This is a genomic window from Streptomyces sp. DH24 (genome assembly GCF_029813775.1).
Lineage (GTDB): Bacteria > Actinomycetota > Actinomycetes > Streptomycetales > Streptomycetaceae > Streptomyces.
The window spans coordinates 51,016-75,909 of the sequence record NZ_JARVKW010000021.1 but is presented as its reverse complement, the minus strand read 5'-3'; the positions used below and the strand labels follow the sequence as shown (position 1 = coordinate 75,909).

Genomic DNA, 24,894 nt, shown 5'->3' with positions numbered 1-24,894 from the left:
AATCACCATGGCGAAGCCGCCTGTGCGCAAGCCGAAGAAGAAGGTCTGCGCTTTCTGCAAGGACAAGGTCACGTACGTGGACTACAAGGACACGAACATGCTGCGGAAGTTCATTTCCGACCGCGGCAAGATCCGTGCCCGCCGCGTGACCGGCAACTGCACGCAGCACCAGCGTGACGTCGCCACGGCCGTCAAGAACAGCCGTGAGATGGCGCTGCTGCCCTACACCTCCACCGCGCGATAAGGGAAGGGTGACCGACAAATGAAGATCATCCTCACCCACGAGGTCTCCGGCCTCGGTGCCGCGGGCGACGTCGTCGACGTCAAGGACGGTTACGCTCGCAACTACCTGATCCCGCGGAAGTTCGCTATCCGCTGGACCAAGGGCGGCGAGAAGGACGTCGAGCAGATCCGTCGTGCTCGCAAGATCCACGAGATCCAGACCATCGAGCAGGCCAACCAGGTGAAGGCCCAGCTCGAGGGCGTCAAGGTTCGTCTGGCCGTTCGCGCCGGCGACGCCGGTCGTCTCTTCGGTTCCGTCACCCAGGCCGACATCGCCTCGGCGATCAAGGCTGCCGGTGGCCCCGAGGTCGACAAGCGTCGCATCGAGGTCGCCTCGGCGATCAAGACGCTGGGCGCCCACGAGACGTCCGTGCGTCTGCACCCCGAGGTTGCCGCCAAGGTCAACATCGAGGTTGTCGCGGCCTGAGTGCCGCGCTCGCTGTAGCGACATGTGGGGCCGCATCCTTCGGGGTGCGGCCCCCTCGCATGTCCGGCGCGTGTTTCACGTGAAACACGCGCTTTCGTCGTTTCACGTGAAACGACGAAAGCGTCAGCGCGTTGCTCCGGTGACTATCCAGCGGCCCGAGCGGGCGCGTAGCCACAGGGTCAGCATCCGCACCGTCATCATCAGCGTCATGGTGATCCACAGCGTGGTGAGTCCGCCGCCGACGGCCGGCACCAGCAGGGCGGCCGGAGCGAAGACCGCCAAGGTGATCAGCATCGCCCACGCCAGGTACGGTCCGTCGCCCGCGCCCATCAGGACGCCGTCCAGGACGAAGACGATGCCGCTGATCGGCTGGGAGAGCGCCACGATCACCAGCGCCGGCAGGGCCGTGTCGGTGACGGCGGAGTCACTGGTGAACAGTGGCAGGAACACGGGACGGGCGAGCACCACCAGTACGCCGAGCACGACACCGACGGCAACGCCCCACTGGACCATCCGACGACAGACGACCTTGGCTCCTTCGGCGTCTCCCGCCCCCAGGTAGCGCCCGATGATGGCCTGGCCCGCGATGGCGATGGCGTCCAGGGCGAAGGCGAGCAGGCTCCACAGGGACAGGATGATCTGGTGAGCCGCCATGTCGGCGTCGCCGAGGCGGGCCGCGACGGCGGTGGCAATCATGAGAATGGCCCGCAACGAAAGGGTGCGGACCAGCAGGGGCGCCCCCGCTTGGGCAGAGGCCCTGATTCCGGCGACGTTGGGCCGCAGGGAGGCGTGGTGCTTGCGGGCGCCACGGACGACCACGACGAGGTACACCAAGGCCATGCCCCACTGGGCGATGACGGTTCCCCATGCGGAGCCGGCGATCCCCAGGTCGGCGCCGTAGACGAGGACGACGTTGAGGACGGCGTTGGAGACGAAACCCCCGACGGCGACGTACAGGGGCGTCTTCGTGTCCTGCAGTCCGCGCAGGACTCCGGTCGCGGCGAGCACGACGAGCATGGCCGGGATGCCGAGCGACGAGATTCGGAGATAGGTGGTGCCGTACGGGGCGGCTGTCTCCGATGCACCGAAGAGGTCGACCAGACCGGGTGCCGTGGGCAGGACGACAGCGATGACGGCCACGCCGAGGAGGAGGGCGAGCCATACGCCGTCCATGCCCTGTCGGATGGCGGCCTTCAGATCGCCGGCGCCGACGCGTCGGGCGACGGCCGCCGTGGTGGCGTAGGCGAGAAAGACGAATACGCTCACGGCGGTGGTGAGGAGAGCGGAGGCGACGCCGAGTCCCGCGAGTTGGGCGGTGCCCAGATGGCCGACGATCGCGCTGTCGGCGATGACGAAGAGGGGCTCGGCGACGAGGGCGCCGAAAGCGGGGACGGCGAGCGCGACGATCTCCCGGTCGTGTTGTCGGCGGACCTCTCGGGAGTGCGCGGGGGCCTGTGTCATGAACACCAATCTAATCGTCCACAGGTAAGAGATGCAAAGCTTTTGTGACCCTTACTTCTGCTCTCGTTGCGTGATCCTCTGTAAGCCGCCCGCAGCGATCTTGGTCCGACTGGGGAAGTTTTTCTTCTGCACAGCCGGTGGACGGGAAAGTGGCAGGTCAGAGGCCTTTTGTGAAGGTGGATGGAAGCTTGTTCACAGGGCTGTCCACCGGGTCGTGCACAGGTTTCGCGGAGTTCTCCACAGCATCTGAGCCGTCGTCCACATGGCCTGTGGATAACCAGATTGGCTGACGGTGCCCGCAGGCCTACGGTGGACCGGCGCCCGCTCCGTCCGCCGGTTTCTCAAACGTCGCAAAACCGGCGCGCCAGAACCGGAGTTGGGCGTCTCATTTGTCAGTGCCGTGCCGTAGAAAAGAGGGGCACGGCGAGGTCCGCTCGGCGGACGGGAGGAGGTGGCTCGGTGAGTATTTCCGAGCCCTTGGACGACCCGTGGGCCGACAGCGGGCCCAGTGATCGTCTGCCCTCCCGCCGACGCGGCGAAGGAACCCGCGGCCGCGACGAGCAGCACGACCGCGGTGGGGACAGCGGCGGTTGGGACGGAGGAGGCTCGGCATTCGAGCGCGTGCCGCCCCAGGACCTGGAGGCCGAGCAGTCCGTCCTCGGCGGCATGCTGCTCTCCAAGGACGCCATCGCCGACGTGGTGGAGATCCTCAAGGGCCACGACTTCTACAAGCCGGCCCACGAGACGATCTACCAGGCGATCCTCGACATCTACGCCAAGGGCGAGCCGGCCGACCCCATCACGATCGCCGCCGAGCTGACCAAGCGCGGCGAGATCAACAAGGTCGGCGGTGCCTCGTATCTCCACACCCTCGTCCAGACGGTGCCGACGGCGGCCAACGCGGCGTACTACGCGGAGATCGTGCACGAGCGTGCCGTCCTGCGCCGCCTGGTCGAGGCCGGTACGCGCATCACACAGATGGGATACGCGGCCGACGACGACGTCGACGAGATCGTCAACCGCGCCCAGGCCGAGATCTACGCCGTCACCGAGCAGCGCACCAGCGAGGACTACCTGCCGCTGGGCGACATCATGGAGGGTGCGCTCGACGAGATCGAGGCGATCGGCTCCCGCAGCGGCGAGATGACCGGCGTGCCGACCGGGTTCACCGACTTCGACTCGCTCACCAATGGTCTGCACCCGGGGCAGATGATCGTCATCGCCGCGCGTCCCGCCATGGGTAAGTCGACCCTCGCACTGGACTTCGCGCGGGCCGCCTCGATCAAGAACAACCTGCCGAGCGTCATCTTCTCGCTCGAAATGGGCCGCAACGAGATCGCCATGCGTCTGCTGTCCGCCGAGGCCCGGGTGGCCCTGCACCACATGCGCTCGGGCACGATGACCGACGACGACTGGACGCGCCTGGCCCGCCGTATGCCGGATGTCTCGGCCGCCCCGCTCTACATCGACGACTCCCCGAACCTGTCGATGATGGAGATCCGCGCCAAGTGCCGCCGTCTCAAGCAGCGCAACGACCTCAAGCTGGTGGTCATCGACTATCTGCAGCTGATGCAGTCCGGCGGCTCCAAGCGCGCCGAAAGCCGTCAGCAGGAGGTCTCGGACATGTCCCGCAACCTCAAGCTGCTGGCCAAGGAGCTGGAGATTCCGGTCATCGCGCTCTCCCAGCTGAACCGTGGTCCCGAGCAGCGCACCGACAAGAAGCCCATGGTCTCCGACCTGCGTGAGTCCGGCTCCATCGAACAGGACGCCGACATGGTGATCCTGCTGCACCGCGAGGACGCCTACGAGAAGGAGTCCCCGCGCGCGGGCGAGGCCGACCTGATCGTGGCCAAGCACCGAAACGGCCCCACGGCGACGATCACGGTCGCCTTCCAGGGCCACTACTCGCGCTTCGTGGACATGGCACAGACCTGACCCGGCACCCTGCGGACGCCTTCGTTCCTCGCGGAATTGGCTCGACGGTGCGTCCGGTTCGGGGTGGACTGGGGGCATGACGATCTCCCAGGAAGACCTCCTGCCGGGCACCCGCCGTGCCCTGACGCACCGGATCGCCGTCGCGCAGGCCGAGGGGCGTGCGCCGTCCTTGGTCGCGGCCGTCGTGCGGGGCGGGCGAACCGTGTGGCACGGGGCCCGCACCTCGGTGGACGGACACGGGCCGGACGAGAACGTGCAGTACCGGATCGGTTCCCTCACCAAGACCTTCACCGCGGTGCTGGTGATGAGACTGCGCGACGAGGGGCTGCTCGACCTTGCCGACCCCTTGGAGAAGCATCTGCCGGGCAGCGGCGCGGGAGAGGCGACCATCACCCAACTCCTCTCCCACACCGCGGGGTTGGCGGCCGAGTCGCCCGGCCCGTGGTGGGAGCGCACTTCCGGCTCCCTGCGCCCCGAACTCGCGGATGTCCTCGGTGACCAGCCGCACCGGCATCCGATCGGCCGGCGGTTCCACTACTCGAACCCCGGTTACACGTTGCTGGGCGCACTGGTCGAGAAGCTGCGTGGCGCCGCGTGGGAGGACGTTCTCCGGCGGGAAGTGCTCGAACCCCTCGGCCTGGACCGCACCAGCGCGCAGCCGCGGGCGCCGCACGCCGGTGGCTGGGCCGTGCACCCCTGGGCGGACGTAATGCTGCCCGAGCCCGTCGAGGATCTCGGGCGGATGGCACCGGCCGGACAACTGTGGTCGACAACCGCCGACCTGGCGCGCTTCGCCGCGTTTCTCGTGCGGGGTGACCAGCGCGTGCTGAGCGCCGAGTCGCTGCGGGAGATGCGGACGCCGGCCGCGCCGCCCGAAGCCTCGGACGTGGCGGCCGGTTACGCGTACGGCCTCGGTATGGAGCTGCGCCACTCGCAGGGACGGGTCCTGGTCGGGCACAGCGGCTCGCTGCCGGGCTTCCTCGCCGGGCTCACGATCAGCGTGGAGGACGACGTGGCGGCGGTGGTGCTGGCCAACTGCACCTCCGGTCCGCTGGTCGTGGCGGCCGCCGCCGATCTCGTGCGCATCGTCGCCGAGGCCGAACCGCGGATTCCCGAGCCGTGGCGGCCGATGCGCGCGACCGACGCGCCTGCGCTGGAGCTTGTGGGGCCGTGGTACTGGGGCACGCATGCCTTCGCTCTGCGGCTCATGGCCGACGGCCTGCTCTCCCTGGGTCCTCTGTCCGGCAACGGGCGCAACTCGCCGTTCCGGGCCAACGGTGACGGCACGTGGACCGGGCTGGAGGGGTACTACGCCGGAGAGGTACTGAAGGCGGTGCGACGCGCGGACGGGACCGTCAGCCATCTCGATCTCGGGTCTTTCGTGTTCACGCGCCAGCCGTACGACGAGAAGGCCCCCGTGCCCGGCGGAGTGGACCCGGAGGGCTGGCGGGGCATCGGATAGCCGCCGCCGTCCCATGACACGCCACGAGGGCCTGTTTCACGTGAAACAGGCCCTCGACGTATTCACAGGGGCAGCTTGAAGCCCACGTGCGAGGCCGTGAACCCGAGCCGCTCGTAGAAGCGGTGGGCGTCCTTGCGTGTGCTGTCGGAGGTCAGCTGCACCAGTTGGCACCCCTGTCTGCGCGATTCCTCGATCGCCCACTCGATGAGCTGGGTGCCGAGGCCACTGCCGCGCTCGTCGGCGTGGATGCGTACGGCCTCGATGATCGAGCGGGTGGCACCACGCCGGGACAGCCCGGGGATGACCGTCAGCTGGAGCGTGCCGACGACACGGTCGTCGCGTACGGCGACGACGAGGTGCTGGTTGGGGTCGTTGGCCAGACGCTCCAGCGCGGCCAGGTAAGGGGTCAGGTCGTCCGGTGACTCGCGCTGGGCCCCCAGCGGGTCGTCCGCGAGCAGGGCGACGATCGCGGGGACGTCGTCGGCCACGGCGGCGCGGATGTCGAGGTCTGTCATGTCTGAACCCTAGGCGGGCACGTTCAGCGACTTGGCATGCAACGGCTGGGTGTTCAGTGATTCGACGGCGTGGACGAGGGGGGCGAGTTCGGGGTTGGTGGCGGCGGTGTCGAGGGCTTCGCGGAGGGCGGCTTCGTTGGTGGGGCGGGCTTCGGCGAGGAGCTTGAGGCCGGCGTCGGTGACGTTGGTGTAGATGCCGCGGCGGTCGGTGGGGCAGAGGTAGCGCTCCAGCAGGCCGCGGTCCTCGAGGCGGGTGACGAGGCGGGTGGTGGCGCTCTGGCTGAGGACGACGGCGTCGGCGACCTGTTTCATCTGGAGGTGGCCGCCGTCGCCGTCGTGCTGGCGGCTGAGGACGTCGAGCAGGGAGTACTCGCGCACGCTGAGGTCGTGGCGGGACTGCAGGGCGCGTTCGATGTGGGCCTCGATCCTGCCGTGCAGCAGGGAGAGTGCGCACCAGCCCTGCGCCAGTGCGGTGAGCGAGGGGTCCGTGGCGGTCATGGGTGCTCCTCCGTCCGAGAGGGTTGTCACCAGGGTAGACCAGAACCGCGAATGTCTGCGCTTGCATATTGCCCGCGTCTGCAATTAACGTGAGGGCACATAAAGCGCTTCTGCAATCTTCTGGGAAGGTGTACCCCTCATGCCTCTCGCGCTCCTGGCCCTCGCGATCGGGGCCTTCGGAATCGGAACGACCGAGTTCGTGATCATGGGCTTGCTGCCCGAGGTCGCGGGCGATTTCGGGGTCTCCATCCCCACGGCCGGCTATCTGGTGACCGGCTACGCGCTCGGCGTCGTGCTCGGTGCCCCGCTCATGACCGTCCTCGGCACCAGGATCTCCCGCAAGCGGATGCTCATGCTGCTCATGGGTCTGTTCATCGTGGGCAACCTGCTGTCCGCGCTGGCCCCGGCCTTCGGGGTCATGCTCATCGGCCGCGTGGTGGCCTCGCTCGCCCACGGCGCCTTCTTCGGTATCGGCTCGGTCGTCGCCGCCGATCTGGTCGCCCCGGACAAGAAGGCCGGAGCCATCGCGATGATGTTCACCGGTCTGACCGTCGCCAACGTCGTCGGCGTCCCGCTGGGCACGCTCGTCGGACAGTCCATCGGCTGGCGCGTCACCTTCGGCATCGTCGCCGCTCTCGGCGTCGTCGGCCTGGCGGGCATCGCGAAGCTCGTGCCCGACATGCCCAAGCCGGAGGGCGTGCGACTGGGCCATGAAGTGGCCGCTTTCAAGAACGTCCAGGTCCTGCTGGCGATGGCGATGACGGTCCTCGGCTTCGGCGGCGTCTTCGCTGCCATCACCTACATCGCGCCGATGATGACCCACGTCACCGGCTTCGCCGACGGCTCCGTGACCTGGCTGCTGGTCCTCTTCGGCCTCGGCATGGTCGGCGGCAACCTCGTCGGCGGCAAGTACGCCGACCGTGCCCTGATGCCCCTGCTGTACGTCTCCCTGGGCGCACTCGCCGTCGTGCTCGCGCTCTTCACGCTCACCGCGCACGACAAGGTTCTCGCGGCCGTCTCGATCTTCCTGATCGGCGCCCTGGGCTTCGCCACCGTCCCGCCGCTGCAAAAGCGCGTTCTCGACCAGGCACACGGCGCCCCGACGCTCGCCTCGGCCGTGAACATCGGCGCCTTCAACCTCGGCAACGCCCTGTCCGCCTGGCTCGGCGGCCTCGTCATCGCGGCGGGCCTGGGCTACACCGCCCCCAACTGGGTCGGCGCCGCGCTCGCCGGAGGAGCGCTGCTCCTGGCGTTCCTGTCGGCCGCTCTCGAACGCCGCGACAGGGCCACGAGCGTGGTCGTGACGGGGTCCGCGCCGGCCGAGCAGGTCGCCGCCGTCCGCCACTGACCCACCGCACCGCACGGCACGGGGTCAGCGCCGCCCCCGAGCCCGGCGGAACGCCGCTCTCATGGCATCTCACCGGACGGACCACAGCTTCCACGGCACCGCTTCCCGTGGATCTCCTCCGTCACGGCGGCACAGCGCCGCTTTACCACCCACCAAGGAGAAAACCGCTCATGAGCACCACCACCGCCGTCGCCCCGCTGACCATCCAGGACGCCGAGACACTCGTCGCCGTCGCGCGTCGCGCCGCCGAGGACGCCGGGGTCACGGTCAGCGTCACCGTCCTGGACGCGGGCGGTCACCTCCTCGCCTTCCGGCGTGACGACCGCGCCGTGCTGATCTCGGGGGAGACCAGCACCCGCAAGGCGTACACGGCGCTGCAACTGAACGCGCCGACCGCCGACCTCGTCGATGCGGTCCAGCCCGGGGGCCTGTTCCACACCCTGCCCACCGCGCTCGACCGGCCGTTGCTGTTCATCGCGGGCGGTGTGCCCGTGCACCGCGACGGCCGGCTGATCGGTGCGATCGGTGTCGGCGGCGGTGCCCCCGAGCAGGACCACGCCTTCGCCACGGCCGCCGTGGCGAGCCTCGTCTGACCATCCCGCTTCAACGCCCATCGCCGGTTCCCGACGCATCGGGAACCGGCGATGGGCGTGAAGAGGAACCGGCGACAGGCGTCAGCCAGAGCAGACGAGACCCATCAGCGGGAACCGGCGAGGCGTCAGCCAGCCGCCACTGTCAGCGGAGCGAACCGCTGCCGCCAGTCCCCCGGCAGTTCCGTGATCCCGTGGCTCATCACCGCGTTGAAGGCGACCGACTCCAGCCCGCGCTCCTTCGCCCACGCGAGCAGTTCCTCGTGCCGCACATCGATGTCGGTGCGCAGCGGGCGATCCGTGTGGGCGGCGAGCGAGGCGATGAGCGCCTTCGCCGTTTCGGTGTCCTGGGCGATCAGCGGGCCCACGACATGAGTCTCCATGTTGGGCCAGACGGCCGCGTATCCGGTCAGCCGCCCGTCGGCCTCGGCGACGCGCAGATGGTCGACGAAGGCGGGGAGCCGGGTGATGATGTGCGTCCGGTCGGTGCCGAACACCTCTCCGTCGAGCCGCAGGATCGCGCCGAGGTCCTCGGCGGTGGCCGGGCGCGTGGCGACCCTGGGCCCCGGCCCCTGGGGTGAGAAGTGACCTCGCAGCATCTCTGCCCGCCCGGTGACCTTGAAGCCGAGTTCTTCGTAGAGCGGCTTGCCGTACGGAGTGGCGTGCAGGGTCAGAGGCGTCGGGCCCATCTCGGAGACGACGTGACGCATCAGCCGGCGCCCGACGCCCTGACGAGCGTGCCGCCCGGCGACCAGCACCATGCCGATGGCCGCGAGCGCGGGGCGCTCGTGCGGCCCGTACCGGGTGACGACGCAGGCGCTGACGAGTCCGCCCTCGGGGTCGTCGATGCCGTAGCCCGTCCCGGCCGTCAGCAGGAAGCTCCACTTGTGTTCCTCGCGTGGCCACCCCCGGTCCTCGGACAAGTCGGCGCAGGCGGTGAGATCGCGGAGCGTCAGACGGCGGATGGGGAGAGAGGCGAGGGAAGGAGTCGGCACGCAGGTCAGGCTGTCCGAAGCGGGCCCTCGGCGTCCACCTGTTTCCGTCTATCCGTGCGAGCTTTTGGCCAAGCTGCGGCGGGCTGCCACATCTCGGGTACGGCCGCAGGGTGTTTCACGTGAAACATCCAGGAACGGCGCGCATCGGCCGCTCGCCTCGCGGGGCGAGCTCCGCTCCCGTTCTCGCCGCTTGCTCCTGCACGGGCGGGATCTGCGGGAAGCCTATGAATTGGCGCAAGCCTCCCTGTAGCTGGCGTAATTGACGCTTCGCCCCGTGTTCTCAAATCGTGAGAACCAGAGGGGGACTTGTGTGCGCGGCGGCGCCCGGTATGGTCGACTCCGGTTCAAGTCCGGGATGACTGGACGCATCCCGGACGGACCAGTGGCAGGGTGTTGCAGCGTAACGGGACGGAGAGATCGAAGGCACGCTTTCTCGGTTGTACGGACGGGGCGTCCGGACGGGGTGGATGCTCGGTGAGCGTGCTGCGGCCCACATCACACTCCCACCTTGTCCGTAGGGACTGGAATGACGGGTTGAATGTGGCCGCACTGGCCACACTGGCCGAGGCGCCGGACGGAAGACAGTCCGTCCGCGGGGGAACGCAGGCAGCTTCCGGCTGAGGAAGTGCGCAGACCGACCGAAAGATGTTCGAGGCGAGGCAGACCATGGACGCTCCGACCACCACGTCGGCCGACAACGGCACTTCCGGCGGCGGGGGCGGCTGGTTCACGCCGCGCAAACAACCGCCGACGAGCCAGAGCGGTGAACGTGAACCCGGTACCCCCGAAGGGGGACGCCTGGCGGCCCTGCGCCCGGTGGGCAGGCCGGCACCGGACGGGGAGTCGACCCCCGAACCAGAAGACGCGACACCTCCCGGAGCACCCGGCCACGCACACACCGAAGCACCCGGCCACGCCCGCACTGAGACCGTCAGCGACGTGTGGCCCGGCCTGTCCGGCGGCGCACGCACCGAGACACCTCACGACGACAACGTGTGGCTCGGCCGGTCCGGTGGTGCGCACACCGAGACGAACCACGACGCGTGGCCCGGCTCATCGGGCGGCGCGGCGCTCTCCGAACCTCGTGTACCCGCCCAGCGTCCGGCCCGGCGAACCGCTCCCGTCGAGGAGGGGTCCCCGGACGCGATCCTCGTCCGCCGCACCATGGCAGAGGTCGCCCCCGTCGCCGACAAGGTCACCTCGTACTTCTACGCCCTGCTGTTCGTGCGCCATCCCGATCTGAGGCAGCTGTTCCCGGCGGCGATGGACACCCAGCGGGACCGGCTGCTCAAGGCGCTGCTCACCGCGGCCGAGCACGTCGACAACACCGAGATCCTGGTCGCCTACCTGAAGAACCTCGGCCGCGGACACCGCAAGTACGGCACGCGCCCCGAGCACTACCCGGCCGTCGGGGAGTGCCTCATCGGCGCGCTCAGCAAGTACGCCTCCGCCATCTGGGACGCGGAGACGGAGGCGGCCTGGGTCCGGACGTACACGACGATCTCGCAGGTCATGATCGACGCGGCGGCCGAGGACGAACTGCGCGCCCCGGCCTGGTGGCACGCCGAGATCGTCACGCACGATCTCAGGACCCCGGACATAGCCGTCGTCACCGTCCGTCCGGACCAGCCCTATCCCTTCCTGGCCGGGCAGTACACGAGCCTGGAGACTCCCTGGTGGCCGCGTGTGTGGCGGCACTACTCCTTCGCCTCGGCGCCCCGGTCCGACGGACTGCTGTCGTTCCATGTGAAGGCCGTCCCCGCGGGCTGGGTATCCAACGCCCTGGTGCACCGCGCCCGCCCCGGCGACATCATCCGGCTGGGCCCGCCGGCCGGCTCGATGACCGTGGACCACACGACCGACAGCGGCCTGCTCTGCCTCGGCGGAGGCACCGGCATCGCGCCCATCAAGGCACTGGTGGAGGACGTCGCCGAGCACGGCGACCGGCGGCCGGTGGAGGTGTTCTACGGCGCCCGCACCGACCACGACCTGTACGACATCGACACGATGCTCCGGCTCCAGCAGGTCCACCCCTGGCTGTCCGTGCGCGCCGTCATCGACGAGCTCGCGCACGTCCAGTTGCCCGACGCGATACGCGCCTATGGCCCGTGGAACGAGTACGACGCTTTTCTGTCGGGCCCTCCCGGCATGATCCGCAGCGGTGTCGACGCCCTCAGGAACGCGGGCATACCCAGCGAGCGGATAAGGCACGACTCGGTCGAGGAACTCGTCGCTCTCTGACCTCGCCGCCCCTCTCATCCGCCGGACTGTCAGCCCAGGTCAGGGGCGTGCATGGCGCGCACCCCTTCGATGTTGCCGTCGAGGTAGTGCCGCAGGGACAGCGGTACGAGGTGCACCGAGGCGATGCCGACCCGAGTGAACGGCACCCGCACGATCTCGTACTCGCCGGCCGGCTCCTCCACCTCGGGGCCGTGCCGCAGGGCCGGGTCCATGGACCCCAGACGGCAGACGAAGAAGTGCTGCACCTTCACGCCGGTCGCCCCGCCGTCCTCGCCGATGTGCTCGACGGTGTCGACGAAGCAGGGCACCACGTCGGTGATCTTGGCGCCGAGCTCCTCGTACACCTCGCGGTGCAGAGCGTCGACGACGGTCGGGTCCTCCGGCTCGACCCCGCCCCCGGGAGTGACCCAGTAAGGATCGACGCCGGGCTTGGTGCGCTTGATCAGGATGAGGTCGTCACCGTCCAGCAGAACGGCGCGGGCGGTGCGCTTGACCACGGGTCGGACGGTCATGGGAGAAATGTGGCCCCGCTGGTTCCACGTGAAACATCGCGAAACGTCACCGGACGAGTCCACGAGGTGAAGCTCTCGTGGGCTGCCCTCAGCACCAGTCGGCCGCCGCTCGCTGCAGCCACTCGTGCGCCCTCGCGATGTGCGGCATCGCCAGCGTTCCGGTGCGGACCACCAGGAAGTACGTCCGTAGCGGCGGCACCGAGGGCTCGAAGAGGGAGACCACGTCACCGCGCTTCAGGGCCGCCGCGCACAGATATCGGGGCAGCACCGCGAGCCCTGCCCCCGCGACGACGCAGGCGAGCACCGCGCGCAGGTCGGGAACGACGACGATACCCGGCGCCGCCGGGCGCGAGTCGAAGACGGACGCCCAGTAGCGCGAGACGAACGGCAGCGACTCGTGCACCTCGACCACGGGAACGTGCTCCAGGGCCGGTGCGCCGTCGCGGTGCAGCGACCCGGTGCCGATCCGCCCGGCCCAGCGAGGGGCGGCGACCAGGACGTGTTCCTCGTCGCAGAGAGCGGTCGCGGTGAGCAGGGCACCCCGCGGCCGGGCCGTACTGATGGCCAGATCGTGATGACCGGCGGCGAGCCCTTCCAGCGTCTCTTCCGCGTTCCCGAAGGTGGCGCGCAGCGCAAACCCCTGGCCGTCCTCGCCGGTCAGCTCCGTCAGCGCGGGCAGTGCCCGTTCGGCGGTGAACTCGGCAGGCCCCGCCAGATGCAGTGTCCGCGGGGAGGACTCGCCGTCCAGGCCGGTCTCGGCGATCTCCACCAGGGCGTCGAGATGCGGCGCGGCCTTGTGGGCGAGTTCGTCCCCGATGGTCGTCGGTATCACGCCGCGGGCCTGCCGCAGGAACAAGGGCCTGCCGAACTGCCGTTCCAGCGTGCGGATCTGCGCGGTCACGGCCGGCTGCGAGAGACCGAGCAGCGCGGCGGCGCGGGTGAAGGAACCGGCCCGGTGCACGGTGACGAACGTGCGCAGCAAGGCCAGATCCACGGCACGCCTCCCCTCGCCGGCCCTCTTCCACTCCTGGCCCCCGGCCGCGGCCCACTATAAATATGCCGATAGGCCCCTGTCGCTACCGTGATTGGACACTGACAGAGAGTCAACTAGCCTAGGTCACACGGTTCTTCGCGCGCGGAACCGAGGACGGTCCGAGCCACGAGGGGGGAGGCTCGGACCGTCCGCCGTACTTGTTCCGGCGCGGGATCGGGCCGGTCAGTCCGCCGACTCGTCGAGGGCGCGCAGCAGGTCCGCGATCAGGTCCTCGGGGTCCTCGGCACCGACCGAGAGACGGATGAAGCCCTCCGGCACCGCGTCGCCGCCCCAGCGCCCGCGCCGCTCTGCCGTGGACCGGACCCCGCCGAAGCTGGTCGCGTCGTCCACCAGCCGCAGCGCGTCGAGAAAGCGGTCGGCACGCTCGCGTGAGGGCAGCGTGAACGACACCACGCACCCGTAGCGCCGCATCTGCTGCGACGCGATCTTGTGCGAGGGATCGTCGGACAGCCCCGGGTGGCGCAGCCCGGTCACCTCAGGCCGCTCCCGCAGGGCTTCGGCGACCCTGAGCGCGGTCGCGTTCTGCCGGTCGACGCGCAGGTGGAGCGTGGCGATCGAGCGGTGCGCCAGCCAGGCCTCCATGGGCCCGGGGATGGCGCCGACGATCTTCCGCCAGCGCCGTACGGCAGCCATCGTCCCGGCATCGCGGCCGGTGACGTATCCGAGGAGGATGTCGCCGTGGCCGGTGAGCTGCTTCGTGCCGCTGGCCACGGAGAAGTCCGCGCCGAGCTCCAGCGGGCGCTGGCCGAGCGGCGTCGCGAGCGTGTTGTCGACGGCGACCAGGGCGCCACGCGCGTGTGCCGCCTCGGCGAGCCGCCGGACGTCGCACACGTCGAGCCCCGGGTTGGACGGCGTCTCGATCCACAGCAGCTTCGCGCCGTCGAGGACGTCGAGCTGGGCGTCGCCGCCGGTGGGCGCGGTGCGCACCTCGATGCCGTACGCCTCCAGCTGGGCGCGCACCAGCGGGAGCACCTGATAGCCGTCGCTGGGCAGGACGACCGCGTCCCCGGCGCGCAGCTGGGAGAAGAGCACCGACGAGATGGCGGCCATGCCGGAGGCGAACACCAGCGTCTCGGTGCCGTCCTGTCCGGGCGCCTCCAGCTCGCCGATGGCGCGCTCCAGCAGGGTCCAGGTGGGGTTCTCGTCACGGCCGTAGGTGTACGGGCCCGTGGGATCGCCCGGCAGATGGAAGTGGGCGGCGAACACGGGCCCCGGCAGTGTCGGCTCGTGCTTGACCGGTTCGGGCAGCCCCGCCCGTACCGCGCGCGTGCCGTCCCCGGCGTCCACGAACGCGGCGCCTCCGTTTTCCGTAGCGGATTCGCTCATGCCGCCTGTCCTTCCACTTGCTCACGTACCGCAGCGAGCAGACCGTCGCTCGCCGCCTCCACCATCTCAAGACACTCCTCGAAGCCGGCCATGCCCCCGTAGTACGGGTCCGGCACGTCGAGGTCGGCGGCGCCGGCGGCGGGGTCGTAGGAGCGCAGCAGGCGGATCTTCCGCGCGTCCTGCTCCGTGGGCGCGAGGTTTCGCAGGGCCCTGAGGTGGCCGGTGTCCAGGGCGAGGACCAGATCGAGGCGGGAGAACCAGGACGCCTCGAACCGGCGGGCCGTGTGAGCGGTGCCGTAGCCGTGCTCGGCCAGCACGGTGACCGTGCGCGGATCGGCACCCTCGCCCTCGTGCCAGCCGTCCGTGCCGGCGCTGTCGGCCTCGACCAGGCCGTCGAGCCCGGCCTCCTCGACGCGGGCCCGGAAGACGGACTCGGCCATCGGGGAGCGGCAGATGTTGCCGGTGCACACGAAGCAGACGCGGTAGGGCATGCCTGCTCAGTCCCCGTCGGGCAGCACGACGTTGAGCGCCCACGACACGATCGAGATGATCAGGCCGCCCAGCACGGCGGTCCAGAAGCCCTCGACGTGGAAACTCAGGTCGACCTTGTCGGCCAGCCACGAGGTCAGCAGCAGCATGAGCGCGTTCACGACCAGCGTGAACAGGCCGAGCGTCAGGATGAGCAGCGGCAGGCTGAGGAGCTTCACCAGCGGCTTGACCAGGAAGTTCACCAGGCCGAAGATCAGCGCGACCAGCAGCAGCGTGCCGACCTTCTTGCCGGTGCTCTCACCGGTCAGGGTGATCTTGTCGAGCAGCCACACCGCGACCGCCAGGGCGCCCGCGTTGGCGATCGTCTTGACTAGGAAATTCATCATGTGTCTGATCGTGGCAGACGAGATCGGAAACCAGCAGTGGGGCGAGGGCGGACACAGCGATGAAGGCATTCCGGCTGGACGAACTGGAGGCGGAACGGGCCGCCAACGAGGGCGCCTACCTTCAGTTCCTGCGGGAGCGGAACATGTCGGTCGGCCTCTACGCCCTCGACGCGGGTGATCAGGACCCGCAGAAGCCGCACAACCAGGACGAGGTGTACTTCGTCGTCAGCGGCCGCGCGGCGATCACCGTGGGCATGGAGACGACGCAGGTGGCACGCGGCAGCGTGGTGTACGTGCCGGCCGGCGTCGCCCACAAGTTCCACCACATCAGCGAGGACCTGAGGGTGCTGGTGGTGTTCTCTCCCCCCGAGAGCTGATGCGCCGCCTCGGGGTTCCCTAGGGGATCGGTCAGGGGAGGACAAGGGGTGCGAGGCCCCCGCCGGGGCACCTCGCGGCCCTAGCATCGAGTGTGGGAAGCCCGGACATCCGGGGATCCCGGAGCTTGCGGGGCCGACAGCCTTCCAGGCACCAGACAGTTCGACGGGACCCGGCTTTCAGGCGGGCAGAGAGGTGAGGACGAGGGCGATGCGAGAGATCTTCGCGGGACTGCCGTGGTGGGTTAAGTGGATCGCGGTGCCGGTCATCGCCCTGGTGGTGTTCGGCGGGCTGATCGCCAACGTCGTCGGCTTCGTGATCGGACTCCTCTTCAAGCTGCTGGTCTTCGTGGCACTGGTCGGCGGAGTGATCTACGTGGTGCGGAAGTTCACGGCGAGTTCCTCGTCGCGCGGCGACTGGTGAGCGATGCGGGGAGCCGGTGACCGGTAACGAATTTCACCGGTTCCCTCGCGCGAGGGAAGTTTTCCGGCGGGGCGGCCTGCGAGCGGTGGCGGGCCGTTAGAGTCCGGAATTCGACGCGGGGACAAACCGCCCCGCGAGCGGCGTACACCCCCACCCGTGTTACCCCGCACGGGCTGCCCCCTCGCGCTACGGGAGTGACCCTTGGCCATGGTCGACACCGCACTTGCAGAACCGCAGGCCCCGCCGGGGCTGTCGGCGTTCCCCCGACAGCCGGACTCCGCGCAGGCCTCCGTCCCGCTCGACACGGCACCGGCTTCGACGCAACCGGCCTCCGCCACCCTCATCGGCTCCGTGCAGCGCGCCGTGCGCCTGCTGGAACGTGTCGCCGAACACGAACACGGGGCCCCCGCCAAACAACTGGCCCGCGAGACAGGCCTCGCCCTGCCCACCGCCTACCACCTGCTGCGCACGTTGGTGTACGAGGGCTATCTGCGCCGCGACAAGGGCCTGTTCTTCCTGGGGTCGGCCGCTGAGCGGCTGAGCAGCAGTGGAGCACAGCAGAAACGTCGCAGCACGATCGTGGAGGCGCTCGCCCACTGGCGCGACGCGCTCGGCGTCCCCGTGTACTACGCGATGTACCGCGACGGCGAGATCGACGTCATGTGCGTCTCCGACTCCCCGGGCACCCCGGCGGTGGAGGAATGGGCCGACTTCCGCGAGACGGGGCACGCCCACGCCATCGGCCAGTGCCTGCTGTCCCAGCTCGACGGGCCCGCCCGCCGGGACCACCTGGAGCGCTACCCGGTACGGCCCCTCACGCCGTACACCGTGCGGGACAGCCACAGTCTGCTGCGCCGCCTGGAGCGGCTCCGGCGCATGGAACCCGTCTACGAGCGGCAGGAGTACGCGCTGGGCACGGTGTGCGCGGCGGTCCCGATCACCGTCGCCACCACGGCCGCGACGATGGCCATCTCGATGCCCGTCCATCAGGCCGACCGGCTGCTGCCCACGACACAGCGGTTGCAGCGCGAACTGGGACGGCTTCTGGGCTCGCTGGCGATCTCTATCAGTATCTGAAAACTCACTCCTTGTGATCTGTCGTGTACTTTCTGCAAGATTCCACCAGAATCAGGGGTTCATTCCCGGCCAGTCGACGGCAACCGACGGGGTAGACGATGCGCGAGTCCGTACAGGCAGAGGTCATGATGAGCTTTCTCGTGTCCGAGGAGCTCTCCTTCCGCATCCCGGTGGAGTTGCGCTACGAGACCTGTGATCCCTACGCCATCCGGCTGACGTTCCATCTGCCCGGTGATGCGCCGGTCACCTGGGCCTTCGGCCGCGAGCTGCTGATCGACGGAGTGGGCCGGCCGTGCGGGGACGGGGACGTGCGGGTCTCGCCCGCGGAACCCGAGACGCTGGGCGAGGTGCTGATCCGGCTTCAGGTGGGCGGTGACCAGGCACTGTTCCGCTCGTCCACGGCACCGCTGGTGGCGTTCCTCGACCGCACCGACAAGCTGGTGCCGCTGGGCCAGGAGGGGGCGCTCGGCGACTTCGACGCACATCTCGACGAGGCGCTGGACCGGATCCTGGCGGATCAGGGCGCCGGCTGAAGCGTTACGGCAGCCTGGTGTTGCTGTAACGCTTCGCCGGGCGCCCGGGGGGTGTGCAGGAACGATTCAGCTCGTCTGGGGCGGGCTGAGGGCGGGCTGGTGGCCCGCTCTGTCAGCGCTTGCGGCGTCGTCCCCGCCCGCCGCCGCGGGACGCGACCGGACCCGTTGTGGCCGTCGTGGAACCGCCGCCCGTTCCCGTCCGGTCGGCGGAGACGACGAGGGCCGCGAGGCCGGTGGTGACCGGCACCGAGGCGACCAGGCCGATCGAACCGACGAGCGTGCGCACGATCTCCTCTGCCACCAGCTCGCTGTTGGCGACCGTCCCCACGCTGCTCTGCGCGATCGAGAACAGCAGCAGTAGGGGCAGCGCGGCGCCCGCGTAGGCGAGGACGAGCGTGTTGACGACGGACGCGATGTGGTCCCGTCCGATCCGGATGCCCGCTCGGTACAGCCCGCGCCGACCCATTGTCGGGTTGGCCTCGTGCAGCTCCCAGACCGCCGACGTCTGCGTGACCGTCACGTCGTCCAGGACACCCAGCGAACCGATGATGACGCCGGCGAGCAGCAGACCGCTCATGTCGATCGTCGGATAGAGGCCGTGGATGAGACCGGTGTTGTCGTCGGTGTTGCCGGTGAGCGCGGCCCAGCCGATGAACAACGAACCGAGGACGCCGATGATCAGCAGCGAGATCAGGGTGCCGAGCACCGCGACCGACGTTCTGGCCGACAGGCCATGACACAGGTACAGCGCGATCAGCATGATGGCGCTCGACCCGACCACCGCCACCACCAGCGGATTCGAGCCCTGGAGAATCGCGGGCAGGACGAAGAAGTTGAGCACCAGGAAGCTGATGGCCAGTGAGACCAGCGCCATGACGCCGCGCAGCCGGCCGACGGCGACCACGGCGAGGGCGAAGATCCCGGCGAGCAGCGCCATCGGGAACCTGCGGTTGACGTCGGTGACCGAGTACTGCAGGTCCTTCGGGGCGGAGGGTTCGTAGGCGACCACGACCTCCTGGCCCTGCTCCAACTGCCGTGACTGGTCCGGCTGCACGATCTCGATGAACGTGCGGCCCTCGTCCTTGCCCGAGTCGATGCGGATGGTCGCCTTCTTGCAGGTGCCGGTCGCCTGCTGCTGGGCGGAGGAGCCCTCGGCCGTGGAGGTGTCGCCGGTCGGCGTGCCCCCCGAGGCGTTGACGGACTCGCAGCTCACCTCGTCCACCTTGGTGACCGTGGCCTGCTGTGTCTGCCGGTCGAAGCCGACCCCGGTGCGCTCGTGCGGCGGGGCGCCACCGGGCCAGAGCACCGCGAGCCCGACGACCACCGCCGCGGCGAACGGGATGAGGACGGCCGCGATGACCTTGCGCAGGTGCTGGGAGACCGGAGCGGCCGGACCGTGCGCGTGGCTGTGACCGTGCCCGTGCCCGTGGCCGTTCCCGTCACCGCCGGACCCGGAACCGCGCCCGTTGCCGTCACCGCCCCCCGGACCGTGCCCGCCCGGGCCCTGCCCCCCGCCCGGACCGTGCCCGTGGCCTCCCGAGCCGTGGCCGTGGCCTTGGCCGCCGCCGGTGCCGCGCGGAGGCTCGGACGGTGGATACGGGGGATGCTGCGTCGTGGTCACCGACCGATCATCGCAAGAACGGAGGGGGCCCTCTGTTCACCGCGCCCGAATTGACGCTAGCGTGGAGGCACCTTTTGTACACGCGGGAGCTCGGAGCACCGGGCTGAGAGGGCGCTGACCTCCGTCCCAGCGATGTTTCACGGGAAACATCACCGAAGTCGAGTGATGTATCCCACGGAACGTCGGCAGACGGATACCGCTGCGTCGACCGCCGAACCTGTTACCGGGTAATGCCGGCGTAGGGAGTAGGTCTCATGACCAACAAGGACGCACGCACGCCTGCCTCCGCGCAAATCCAGGCCAATGGTTCGGCCGGCGGATCGAGCGACGCGGAGGCCGGGAAGTCCATCGGCTGGCACAAGGCGTACGTCGAGGGCTCGCGCCCCGACCTGCGGGTGCCGGTCCGTCAGGTGCACCTCACCAACGGGCAGTCGGTCACGCTGTACGACACGTCCGGCCCGTACACCGATCCGCACGTCGAGACCGACGTCCGCCGCGGGCTGCCCCCGCTGCGGGAGAACTGGATCGTCGCCCGCGGCGACACCGAGGAATACGCGGGCCGTCCCGTCCGTCCCGAGGACGACGGAATCAAGCACACCTCACCGCGCGGAGGGCTGCGCAACCTCGACGCCGTCTTCCCCGGCCGCCCCCGCCAGCCGCGCCGCGGCCGTGACGGCCAGGCGGTCACCCAGCTCGCGTATGCCCGCCGTGGTGAGATCACGCCCGAGATGGAGTACGTGGCCATCAGGGAGAACGTCTCGCCCGAGGTGGTCCGTGAGGAGATCGCGGCCGGCCGGGCGGTGCTGCCGGCCAACGTGAACCATCCGGAGATCGAGCCGATGATCATCGGCAAGCGGTTCCTCGTGAAGGTCAACGCCAACATCGGCAACTCGGCGGTGACGTCCTCCATCGAGGAGGAGGTCGAGAAGATGACCTGGGCGACCCGCTGGGGCGCCGACACGGTCATGGACCTCTCCACGGGCCGCAACATCCACACCACCCGCGAGTGGGTGCTGCGCAACTCCCCCGTCCCGATCGGTACGGTGCCGCTCTACCAGGCACTGGAGAAGGTCGACGGCAGGGCCGAGGAACTGACCTGGGAGATCTACAAGGACACGGTCATCGAGCAGGCTGAGCAGGGTGTGGACTACATGACGGTCCACGCGGGGGTGCGACTGGCGTACGTGCCGCTGACGGCCAACCGCAAGACCGGCATCGTCTCGCGCGGCGGCTCGATCATGGCCGCGTGGTGCCTGGCGCACCACAAGGAGTCGTTCCTGTACGAGAACTTCGAGGAGCTCTGCGAGATCCTCGCCGCGTACGACGTCACGTACTCCCTCGGCGACGGGCTGCGGCCGGGCTCGATCGCGGACGCCAACGACGAGGCGCAGTTCGCGGAGCTGCGAACGCTCGGGGAACTCAACCGGATCGCCAAGCGTTTCCACGTACAGACCATGATCGAGGGCCCGGGCCATGTCCCGATGCACAAGATCAAGGAGAACATCGACCTTCAGCAGGAGATCTGCGATGAGGCTCCGTTCTATACGCTCGGCCCGCTGACCACGGACGTCGCCCCGGCGTACGACCACATCACCTCCGGCATCGGTGCGGCGATGATCGCCTGGTGGGGCACGGCGATGCTCTGCTACGTCACGCCCAAGGAGCACCTGGGCCTGCCCAACCGGGACGACGTCAAGACCGGCGTCATCACCTACAAGATCGCGGCGCACGCGGCCGACCTCGCCAAGGGACACCCCGGCGCGCAGGACTGGGACGACGCGCTGTCCGACGCCCGTTTCGAGTTCCGGTGGGAGGACCAGTTCAACCTGGCCCTCGACCCGGACACGGCCCGGGAGTTCCACGACGAGACCCTGCCGGCCGAGCCCGCCAAGACGGCCCACTTCTGCTCGATGTGCGGGCCGAAGTTCTGCTCGATGAAGATCTCGCAGGACATCCGGCGCGAACACGGCGGCAGCCAGGCCGAGATCGAGGAGGGCATGGCCCAGAAGTCGAAGGAGTTCGCGGCGACGGGCAACCGCGTGTACCTGCCGATCGCGGACTGAGGAAGCGGTCCCGGAGGTCCCTCCCGTCTGCGGGACCTCCGGGACCGCACCCTCGGGCTCGTATGGGTAAGTCGGACATGACGGAGATCGCCGTCCGCTTGTGGCCGGTTGGCGTGATCATTACCTTTGGCCTCTTCGTTCGCCCGCCCGTGCTCGTCCGGCGGGCGCATCCTGAGCCTGTAAGGGAGATCCATGCGCAAGCGCGCAGTCTGCGCCGTGCTCGCCGCCGCCACCGCGCTGGGCGGACTCACCGGCCCCTCCGCCTCCGCGGACGAGGTCGTCGGCGACATCCAGATCACCGACGTCTCCGTCAACGGCGACAAGAACATCGTGGTCGCTCTGGCCGACAAGACAGTCACGGTGTCGGTGACCGCCACCGACCCGTCGGGCATCTGGGACGCGGACTTCCACCTGTGGCGCGGGACCGATCCGGACAACCCCGACGGCTACATCACACCGAACGAGGACACCACCCCGGCGGACTGCGTGGCCTCCAGCGCCACCACCTCCACCTGCTCGAAGACCTTCACCTTCGAGCCGGACTGGTGGCTCACCAACGCCGACGCCGGGACCTGGAAGGTCTGGGTCACGGTGTCGGCCAACGACGACAGCTGGATCGTGCGGGACGCCTACACCACGACCCGTCTCCAGCGGCACTCCCAACTGACCGTGAACGCCGGGCCGGAGCCCGTCACCAAGGGAAAGACCCTCACGGTCACCGGCAAACTCAGCCGGGCCAACTGGGACACGCTCGACTACCGCGGCTACACCAACCAGCCCGTCAGGCTCCAGTTCCGCAAGGCGGGCAGCACCACGTACACCACGGTCAAGACCGTCAACACCTCCAGCACCGGCGGTCTGACCACCACGGTCACCGCCGCCGAGGACGGCTACTGGCGCTGGGACTTCGCCGGTACCTCCACCACGCCGGCGGTCAAGGCGACCGGCGACTTCGTGGACGTGCAGTGACCCCGATCGCCCCAGTGACCCCATGACGGACCCGCCACCGTCCCACGACGGCCCCGTGTCCGGCCCGGTCGGGCCCGGAGACGGGACCTGGGGCGGGGCGCCGGCCGGTGGTCACTCCGGCTGGTGGTCCGGGCCTCCGAAGTCCGGGCTTGTGTAGTCCGGGCTGGAGAAGCGCGGCCGCCGGCCGGACCCACCGTCCCCGGGGCTGGAGAACCCCGGCCGGTCGTAACCGAGATGGGGCATGCGGCTGGTCGGCGCGGGCGAGGCCGTACCGCGCAGCGCGGTCGCCGGGCCGGGGTCGGCGAGCGCCTCCTGGAGGAACGGCAGTATGCCGCGCTCCAGCAGGGCCTCGCGCCAGGCGTCCCGGGCCTTGGCCACTTCCGCGTCCAGCGCGCCGTACAGACCGGCGTCGTCCGACGGCCTGTTGCGCAGGGCGGTGAGGAGCAGTCCCGCGGCGGCGACCAGGATCGCGACCGCGGTCACGGCGCCGAACACCCACCCGGTGGTGAGCATGGTCTGCGCGAACGCCGGCTCGGGCGTGAGCATCTTCAGGATGTACCCGACGAGCAGGAAGATCGCGGCGGCGGTGCCCGCGAGAACGGGCGCCAGGACCGCGACGACGGCGCCGGCACCCGCACCGGCGGTCTCGGCGACCTCGCCCATGGTGGTGGCGAGCCCCACGCCGGCCGAGTCCGACTCCGTGGAGCCGGTCTCGCGGACGGACGACGACGTGGCCGGCGCCGGACGGCGCAGTTCCTCGCGGGCCTTGACGTAGTGCTGGTACTCGGTCGCCGCGGCCGCCGTGATGAACGCGGTGGCGCCCAGCGCCATGGTGCGCAGTTGTTCGGGGTTGAGCCGCTGTCCCACAGCGGCCAGTTCCGGGCGGTGTGGTGCGGAGCGCAGCGCCTCATCGAGGAGCCGCTCGTACTCCTGGCGGTCCTCGCTCAGCAGGTGCTGCGGAACGCTGTTCATGTGCATCCCCCGATGCTCCGTAGGGCTTGGGGCTCGCATGCCAACGAGCCGTCGGGCAGAAACGGAGGGGAGCCTGCTACGGATAAGCCGATGGTAGAGCGGTGACGGTGCGCGGTGACAGGGGGTTTCCAGAAATTGGGCCCTGGCCTGCGCGGTCGCCCCGCCGGTCCGTCGTGCCGGACGCCTGCCCAAAGAGCGTTCAGATATCCAGGGGAAGTTGCTGGACCAGCAGTTTTCCGGCCATGGTCACTCCGCCGTCCATCGCGATGGCCAGTCCGTCGGCGTAGACGTGCGGTCCGTCGACGACCGGGCCCGAGTTGTCCTCGCCGTCCTCGGAGCCGACTTCGCCGAGCAGATAGGGAATCGGGCTGTGGCCGTGGACGACGCGGGTGCCGCCGTACGTGTCGAGCAGTGAGCGAACGGCGTCGGAGCCGCCTTCGTCGCGGAAGGAGAAGCGCTTGGTGAACTTGCGGAACAGGTCCCACACCTCGTCCGCGTCGTTGCGCGTGATCGTCTCGCGGACGGTGTCGTTGACCTCCTCGATGGAGGCGCCATAGTCGAGGTAGGCGGTGGTGTCGGAGTGCACGAGCAGGTGCCCGTCGACCTCCTCCATGGCGTCGAGACGGGCCATCCACTGCAGGTGGTGGTCCTGAAGACGGTCCATGTCGGTCTTCTGACCGCCGTTGAGCAGCCAGGCCGCCTGGAAGGTGGCGGTGCCCGCGCCGGAGTTGACGGGTGTGTCGCCGAACCGTTTGGCGCCGAGCAGCAGCAGCTCGTGATTGCCCATCAGCGCCTTGCAGTAGCCGCCGGCCGCGGCGGCCTCGGCGGACAGGCGCATCACGAGGTCGATGACGCCGATGCCGTCCGGGCCGCGGTCGGTGAAGTCGCCGAGGAACCACAGCCGGGTGGTGCCGGCGCACCAGCGGCCGGAGGCGTCGATGAGGCCCTTGTGCTGGAGGGCCGTCACCAGTTCCTCGAGGTAGCCGTGCACGTCCCCGACGACGTACAGCGGACCGGGACCGTCCGCCGGCTGCGGGGCGGGCGCGGGCACGGCCGCGGGGTCGACGGTCACCTGAACGGTGTCGCCCCGGTTGATGACGGGCAGATCGCGCTGCGTGGGTGTGTACGACTCCGGGAACTCCACCGGTTCCTCGACGGAGCCGGTGAACGGAGTCGCCTGCGAGCCGCGGGTGTACGGAGCGGCTTCGTGGACGTACGCCGGCACCCGGAAGTCGCGCAGCGTCGCCGTCCGCTCCACCTCGGGTCCCTGACCGGCCCCCTGAGTCATCGACCCCTCCACCATCGCGCCGCATCTGCACCGCTTCGGACTGCCTGGTCGC

25 protein-coding genes and 1 riboswitch are annotated in these 24,894 nt (G+C 69.6%); of the genes, 13 read left to right on the top strand and 12 right to left on the bottom strand.

The genetic code is table 11. The features are described 5' to 3' along the window. Nucleotides 1-7: 7 nt before the first annotated feature. Nucleotides 8-244 carry a 30S ribosomal protein S18 gene (gene rpsR / locus QC282_RS18625; RefSeq protein ID WP_003949403.1) on the top strand — a complete coding sequence of 79 codons (237 nt, stop codon included), beginning with the start codon at nucleotides 8-10 and terminating at the stop codon, nucleotides 242-244. An 18-nt stretch (nucleotides 245-262) separates the two neighbouring features. Next, complete coding sequence (gene rplI, locus QC282_RS18620) at nucleotides 263-709, top strand: 50S ribosomal protein L9 (RefSeq protein WP_046727591.1); 447 nt, start codon at nucleotides 263-265, stop codon at nucleotides 707-709. Between the two features lie 123 nt (nucleotides 710-832). On the opposite strand, the gene QC282_RS18615 is transcribed toward rplI, so the two are convergent. Next, complete coding sequence (locus QC282_RS18615; protein WP_279550601.1) at nucleotides 833-2,170, bottom strand: MATE family efflux transporter; 1,338 nt, start codon at nucleotides 2,168-2,170, stop codon at nucleotides 833-835. 459 nt (nucleotides 2,171-2,629) lie between these two features. On the opposite strand from QC282_RS18615, the gene dnaB reads away from it, so the two are divergent. Both dnaB and QC282_RS18605 read left to right on the top strand, forming a co-directional pair. Beyond that, the gene (gene dnaB / locus QC282_RS18610) at nucleotides 2,630-4,105 is read left to right on the top strand and encodes a replicative DNA helicase (RefSeq protein ID WP_279550600.1); all 1,476 of its coding nucleotides are present in this window, start codon (nucleotides 2,630-2,632) and stop codon (nucleotides 4,103-4,105) included. A gap of 76 nt (nucleotides 4,106-4,181) precedes the next feature. After that, a complete protein-coding gene (locus QC282_RS18605) occupies nucleotides 4,182-5,567 on the top strand; it encodes a serine hydrolase (protein ID WP_279550599.1) in 1,386 nt (461 codons plus the stop codon). A gap of 62 nt (nucleotides 5,568-5,629) precedes the next feature. On the opposite strand, the gene QC282_RS18600 is transcribed toward QC282_RS18605, so the two are convergent. Together QC282_RS18600 and QC282_RS18595 are read right to left on the bottom strand one after the other, a co-directional pair. Continuing rightward, nucleotides 5,630-6,082: a GNAT family N-acetyltransferase gene (locus QC282_RS18600; protein ID WP_279550598.1), complete on the bottom strand. Its 453-nt coding sequence runs from the start codon at nucleotides 6,080-6,082 to the stop codon at nucleotides 5,630-5,632. Between the two features lie 9 nt (nucleotides 6,083-6,091). After that, nucleotides 6,092-6,580: a MarR family winged helix-turn-helix transcriptional regulator gene (locus tag QC282_RS18595; protein ID WP_279550596.1), complete on the bottom strand. Its 489-nt coding sequence runs from the start codon at nucleotides 6,578-6,580 to the stop codon at nucleotides 6,092-6,094. Nucleotides 6,581-6,719: 139 nt separating this feature from the next. On the opposite strand from QC282_RS18595, the gene QC282_RS18590 reads away from it, so the two are divergent. Beyond that, nucleotides 6,720-7,928, top strand: coding sequence for an MFS transporter (locus QC282_RS18590; protein ID WP_279550595.1), 1,209 nt, complete (start codon nucleotides 6,720-6,722; stop codon nucleotides 7,926-7,928). Between the two features lie 170 nt (nucleotides 7,929-8,098). Next, the gene (locus tag QC282_RS18585) at nucleotides 8,099-8,521 is read left to right on the top strand and encodes a heme-binding protein (protein WP_279550594.1); all 423 of its coding nucleotides are present in this window, start codon (nucleotides 8,099-8,101) and stop codon (nucleotides 8,519-8,521) included. A gap of 125 nt (nucleotides 8,522-8,646) precedes the next feature. Here the strand turns inward: QC282_RS18585 and QC282_RS18580 are convergent, their stop codons facing one another. Beyond that, entirely contained in the window at nucleotides 8,647-9,513 is an 867-nt protein-coding gene (locus tag QC282_RS18580) for a GNAT family N-acetyltransferase (protein ID WP_279550593.1), read from the bottom strand. A 645-nt stretch (nucleotides 9,514-10,158) separates the two neighbouring features. Between QC282_RS18580 and QC282_RS18575 the strand changes: the two genes are divergently transcribed. Next, nucleotides 10,159-11,754 (top strand): globin domain-containing protein, encoded by a 1,596-nt coding sequence (locus QC282_RS18575; RefSeq protein WP_279550592.1) that lies wholly within the window; start codon nucleotides 10,159-10,161, stop codon nucleotides 11,752-11,754. A 29-nt stretch (nucleotides 11,755-11,783) separates the two neighbouring features. On the opposite strand, the gene QC282_RS18570 is transcribed toward QC282_RS18575, so the two are convergent. From QC282_RS18570 to QC282_RS18550, 5 genes are all read right to left on the bottom strand, one after another. Next, complete coding sequence (locus QC282_RS18570; protein ID WP_279550590.1) at nucleotides 11,784-12,266, bottom strand: NUDIX hydrolase; 483 nt, start codon at nucleotides 12,264-12,266, stop codon at nucleotides 11,784-11,786. A gap of 88 nt (nucleotides 12,267-12,354) precedes the next feature. Beyond that, complete coding sequence (locus QC282_RS18565; RefSeq protein ID WP_279550589.1) at nucleotides 12,355-13,260, bottom strand: LysR family transcriptional regulator; 906 nt, start codon at nucleotides 13,258-13,260, stop codon at nucleotides 12,355-12,357. Between the two features lie 222 nt (nucleotides 13,261-13,482). After that, entirely contained in the window at nucleotides 13,483-14,646 is a 1,164-nt protein-coding gene (locus tag QC282_RS18560) for a cystathionine gamma-lyase (RefSeq protein ID WP_279550588.1), read from the bottom strand. Next, nucleotides 14,643-15,137 carry a low molecular weight phosphotyrosine protein phosphatase gene (locus tag QC282_RS18555; protein WP_279550587.1) on the bottom strand — a complete coding sequence of 165 codons (495 nt, stop codon included), beginning with the start codon at nucleotides 15,135-15,137 and terminating at the stop codon, nucleotides 14,643-14,645. Before QC282_RS18555 ends, QC282_RS18560 begins: the two co-directional genes overlap by 4 nt. Before the next feature lie 6 nt (nucleotides 15,138-15,143). Beyond that, nucleotides 15,144-15,521, bottom strand: coding sequence for a phage holin family protein (locus tag QC282_RS18550; RefSeq protein WP_279550586.1), 378 nt, complete (start codon nucleotides 15,519-15,521; stop codon nucleotides 15,144-15,146). A 59-nt stretch (nucleotides 15,522-15,580) separates the two neighbouring features. Here QC282_RS18550 and QC282_RS18545 point away from each other — a divergent pair, with 59 nt between their 5' ends. The 4 genes from QC282_RS18545 to QC282_RS18530 all read left to right on the top strand — a co-directional run bounded on the left by QC282_RS18545 (nucleotide 15,581) and on the right by QC282_RS18530 (nucleotide 17,929). Beyond that, nucleotides 15,581-15,898: a cupin domain-containing protein gene (locus tag QC282_RS18545; RefSeq protein ID WP_279550585.1), complete on the top strand. Its 318-nt coding sequence runs from the start codon at nucleotides 15,581-15,583 to the stop codon at nucleotides 15,896-15,898. 208 nt (nucleotides 15,899-16,106) lie between these two features. Then, nucleotides 16,107-16,319: a DUF5326 family protein gene (locus tag QC282_RS18540; RefSeq protein WP_279550584.1), complete on the top strand. Its 213-nt coding sequence runs from the start codon at nucleotides 16,107-16,109 to the stop codon at nucleotides 16,317-16,319. Between the two features lie 351 nt (nucleotides 16,320-16,670). Further along, the gene (locus tag QC282_RS18535; protein WP_336621079.1) at nucleotides 16,671-17,396 is read left to right on the top strand and encodes an IclR family transcriptional regulator C-terminal domain-containing protein; all 726 of its coding nucleotides are present in this window, start codon (nucleotides 16,671-16,673) and stop codon (nucleotides 17,394-17,396) included. Between the two features lie 98 nt (nucleotides 17,397-17,494). Further along, nucleotides 17,495-17,929, top strand: coding sequence for an SsgA family sporulation/cell division regulator (locus QC282_RS18530; protein ID WP_279550582.1), 435 nt, complete (start codon nucleotides 17,495-17,497; stop codon nucleotides 17,927-17,929). Nucleotides 17,930-18,041: 112 nt separating this feature from the next. Here the strand turns inward: QC282_RS18530 and QC282_RS18525 are convergent, their stop codons facing one another. Next, the gene (locus QC282_RS18525; RefSeq protein ID WP_279550581.1) at nucleotides 18,042-19,550 is read right to left on the bottom strand and encodes a YibE/F family protein; all 1,509 of its coding nucleotides are present in this window, start codon (nucleotides 19,548-19,550) and stop codon (nucleotides 18,042-18,044) included. Nucleotides 19,551-19,622: 72 nt separating this feature from the next. Further along, nucleotides 19,623-19,812, top strand: a riboswitch (TPP riboswitch). Here QC282_RS18525 and thiC point away from each other — a divergent pair. Further along, complete coding sequence (gene thiC, locus QC282_RS18520) at nucleotides 19,805-21,613, top strand: phosphomethylpyrimidine synthase ThiC (RefSeq protein WP_279550580.1); 1,809 nt, start codon at nucleotides 19,805-19,807, stop codon at nucleotides 21,611-21,613. Its footprint overlaps the riboswitch before it by 8 nt. A 192-nt stretch (nucleotides 21,614-21,805) precedes the next feature. Continuing rightward, nucleotides 21,806-22,582 carry a calcium-binding protein gene (locus tag QC282_RS18515; RefSeq protein WP_279550579.1) on the top strand — a complete coding sequence of 259 codons (777 nt, stop codon included), beginning with the start codon at nucleotides 21,806-21,808 and terminating at the stop codon, nucleotides 22,580-22,582. 111 nt (nucleotides 22,583-22,693) lie between these two features. Here QC282_RS18515 and QC282_RS18510 read toward each other — a convergent pair whose 3' ends face one another. Together QC282_RS18510 and QC282_RS18505 are read right to left on the bottom strand one after the other, a co-directional pair. Beyond that, complete coding sequence (locus QC282_RS18510) at nucleotides 22,694-23,560, bottom strand: hypothetical protein (RefSeq protein WP_279550578.1); 867 nt, start codon at nucleotides 23,558-23,560, stop codon at nucleotides 22,694-22,696. Between the two features lie 193 nt (nucleotides 23,561-23,753). Next, entirely contained in the window at nucleotides 23,754-24,857 is a 1,104-nt protein-coding gene (locus tag QC282_RS18505; protein ID WP_279550577.1) for a metallophosphoesterase, read from the bottom strand. Nucleotides 24,858-24,894 lie beyond the last annotated feature (37 nt).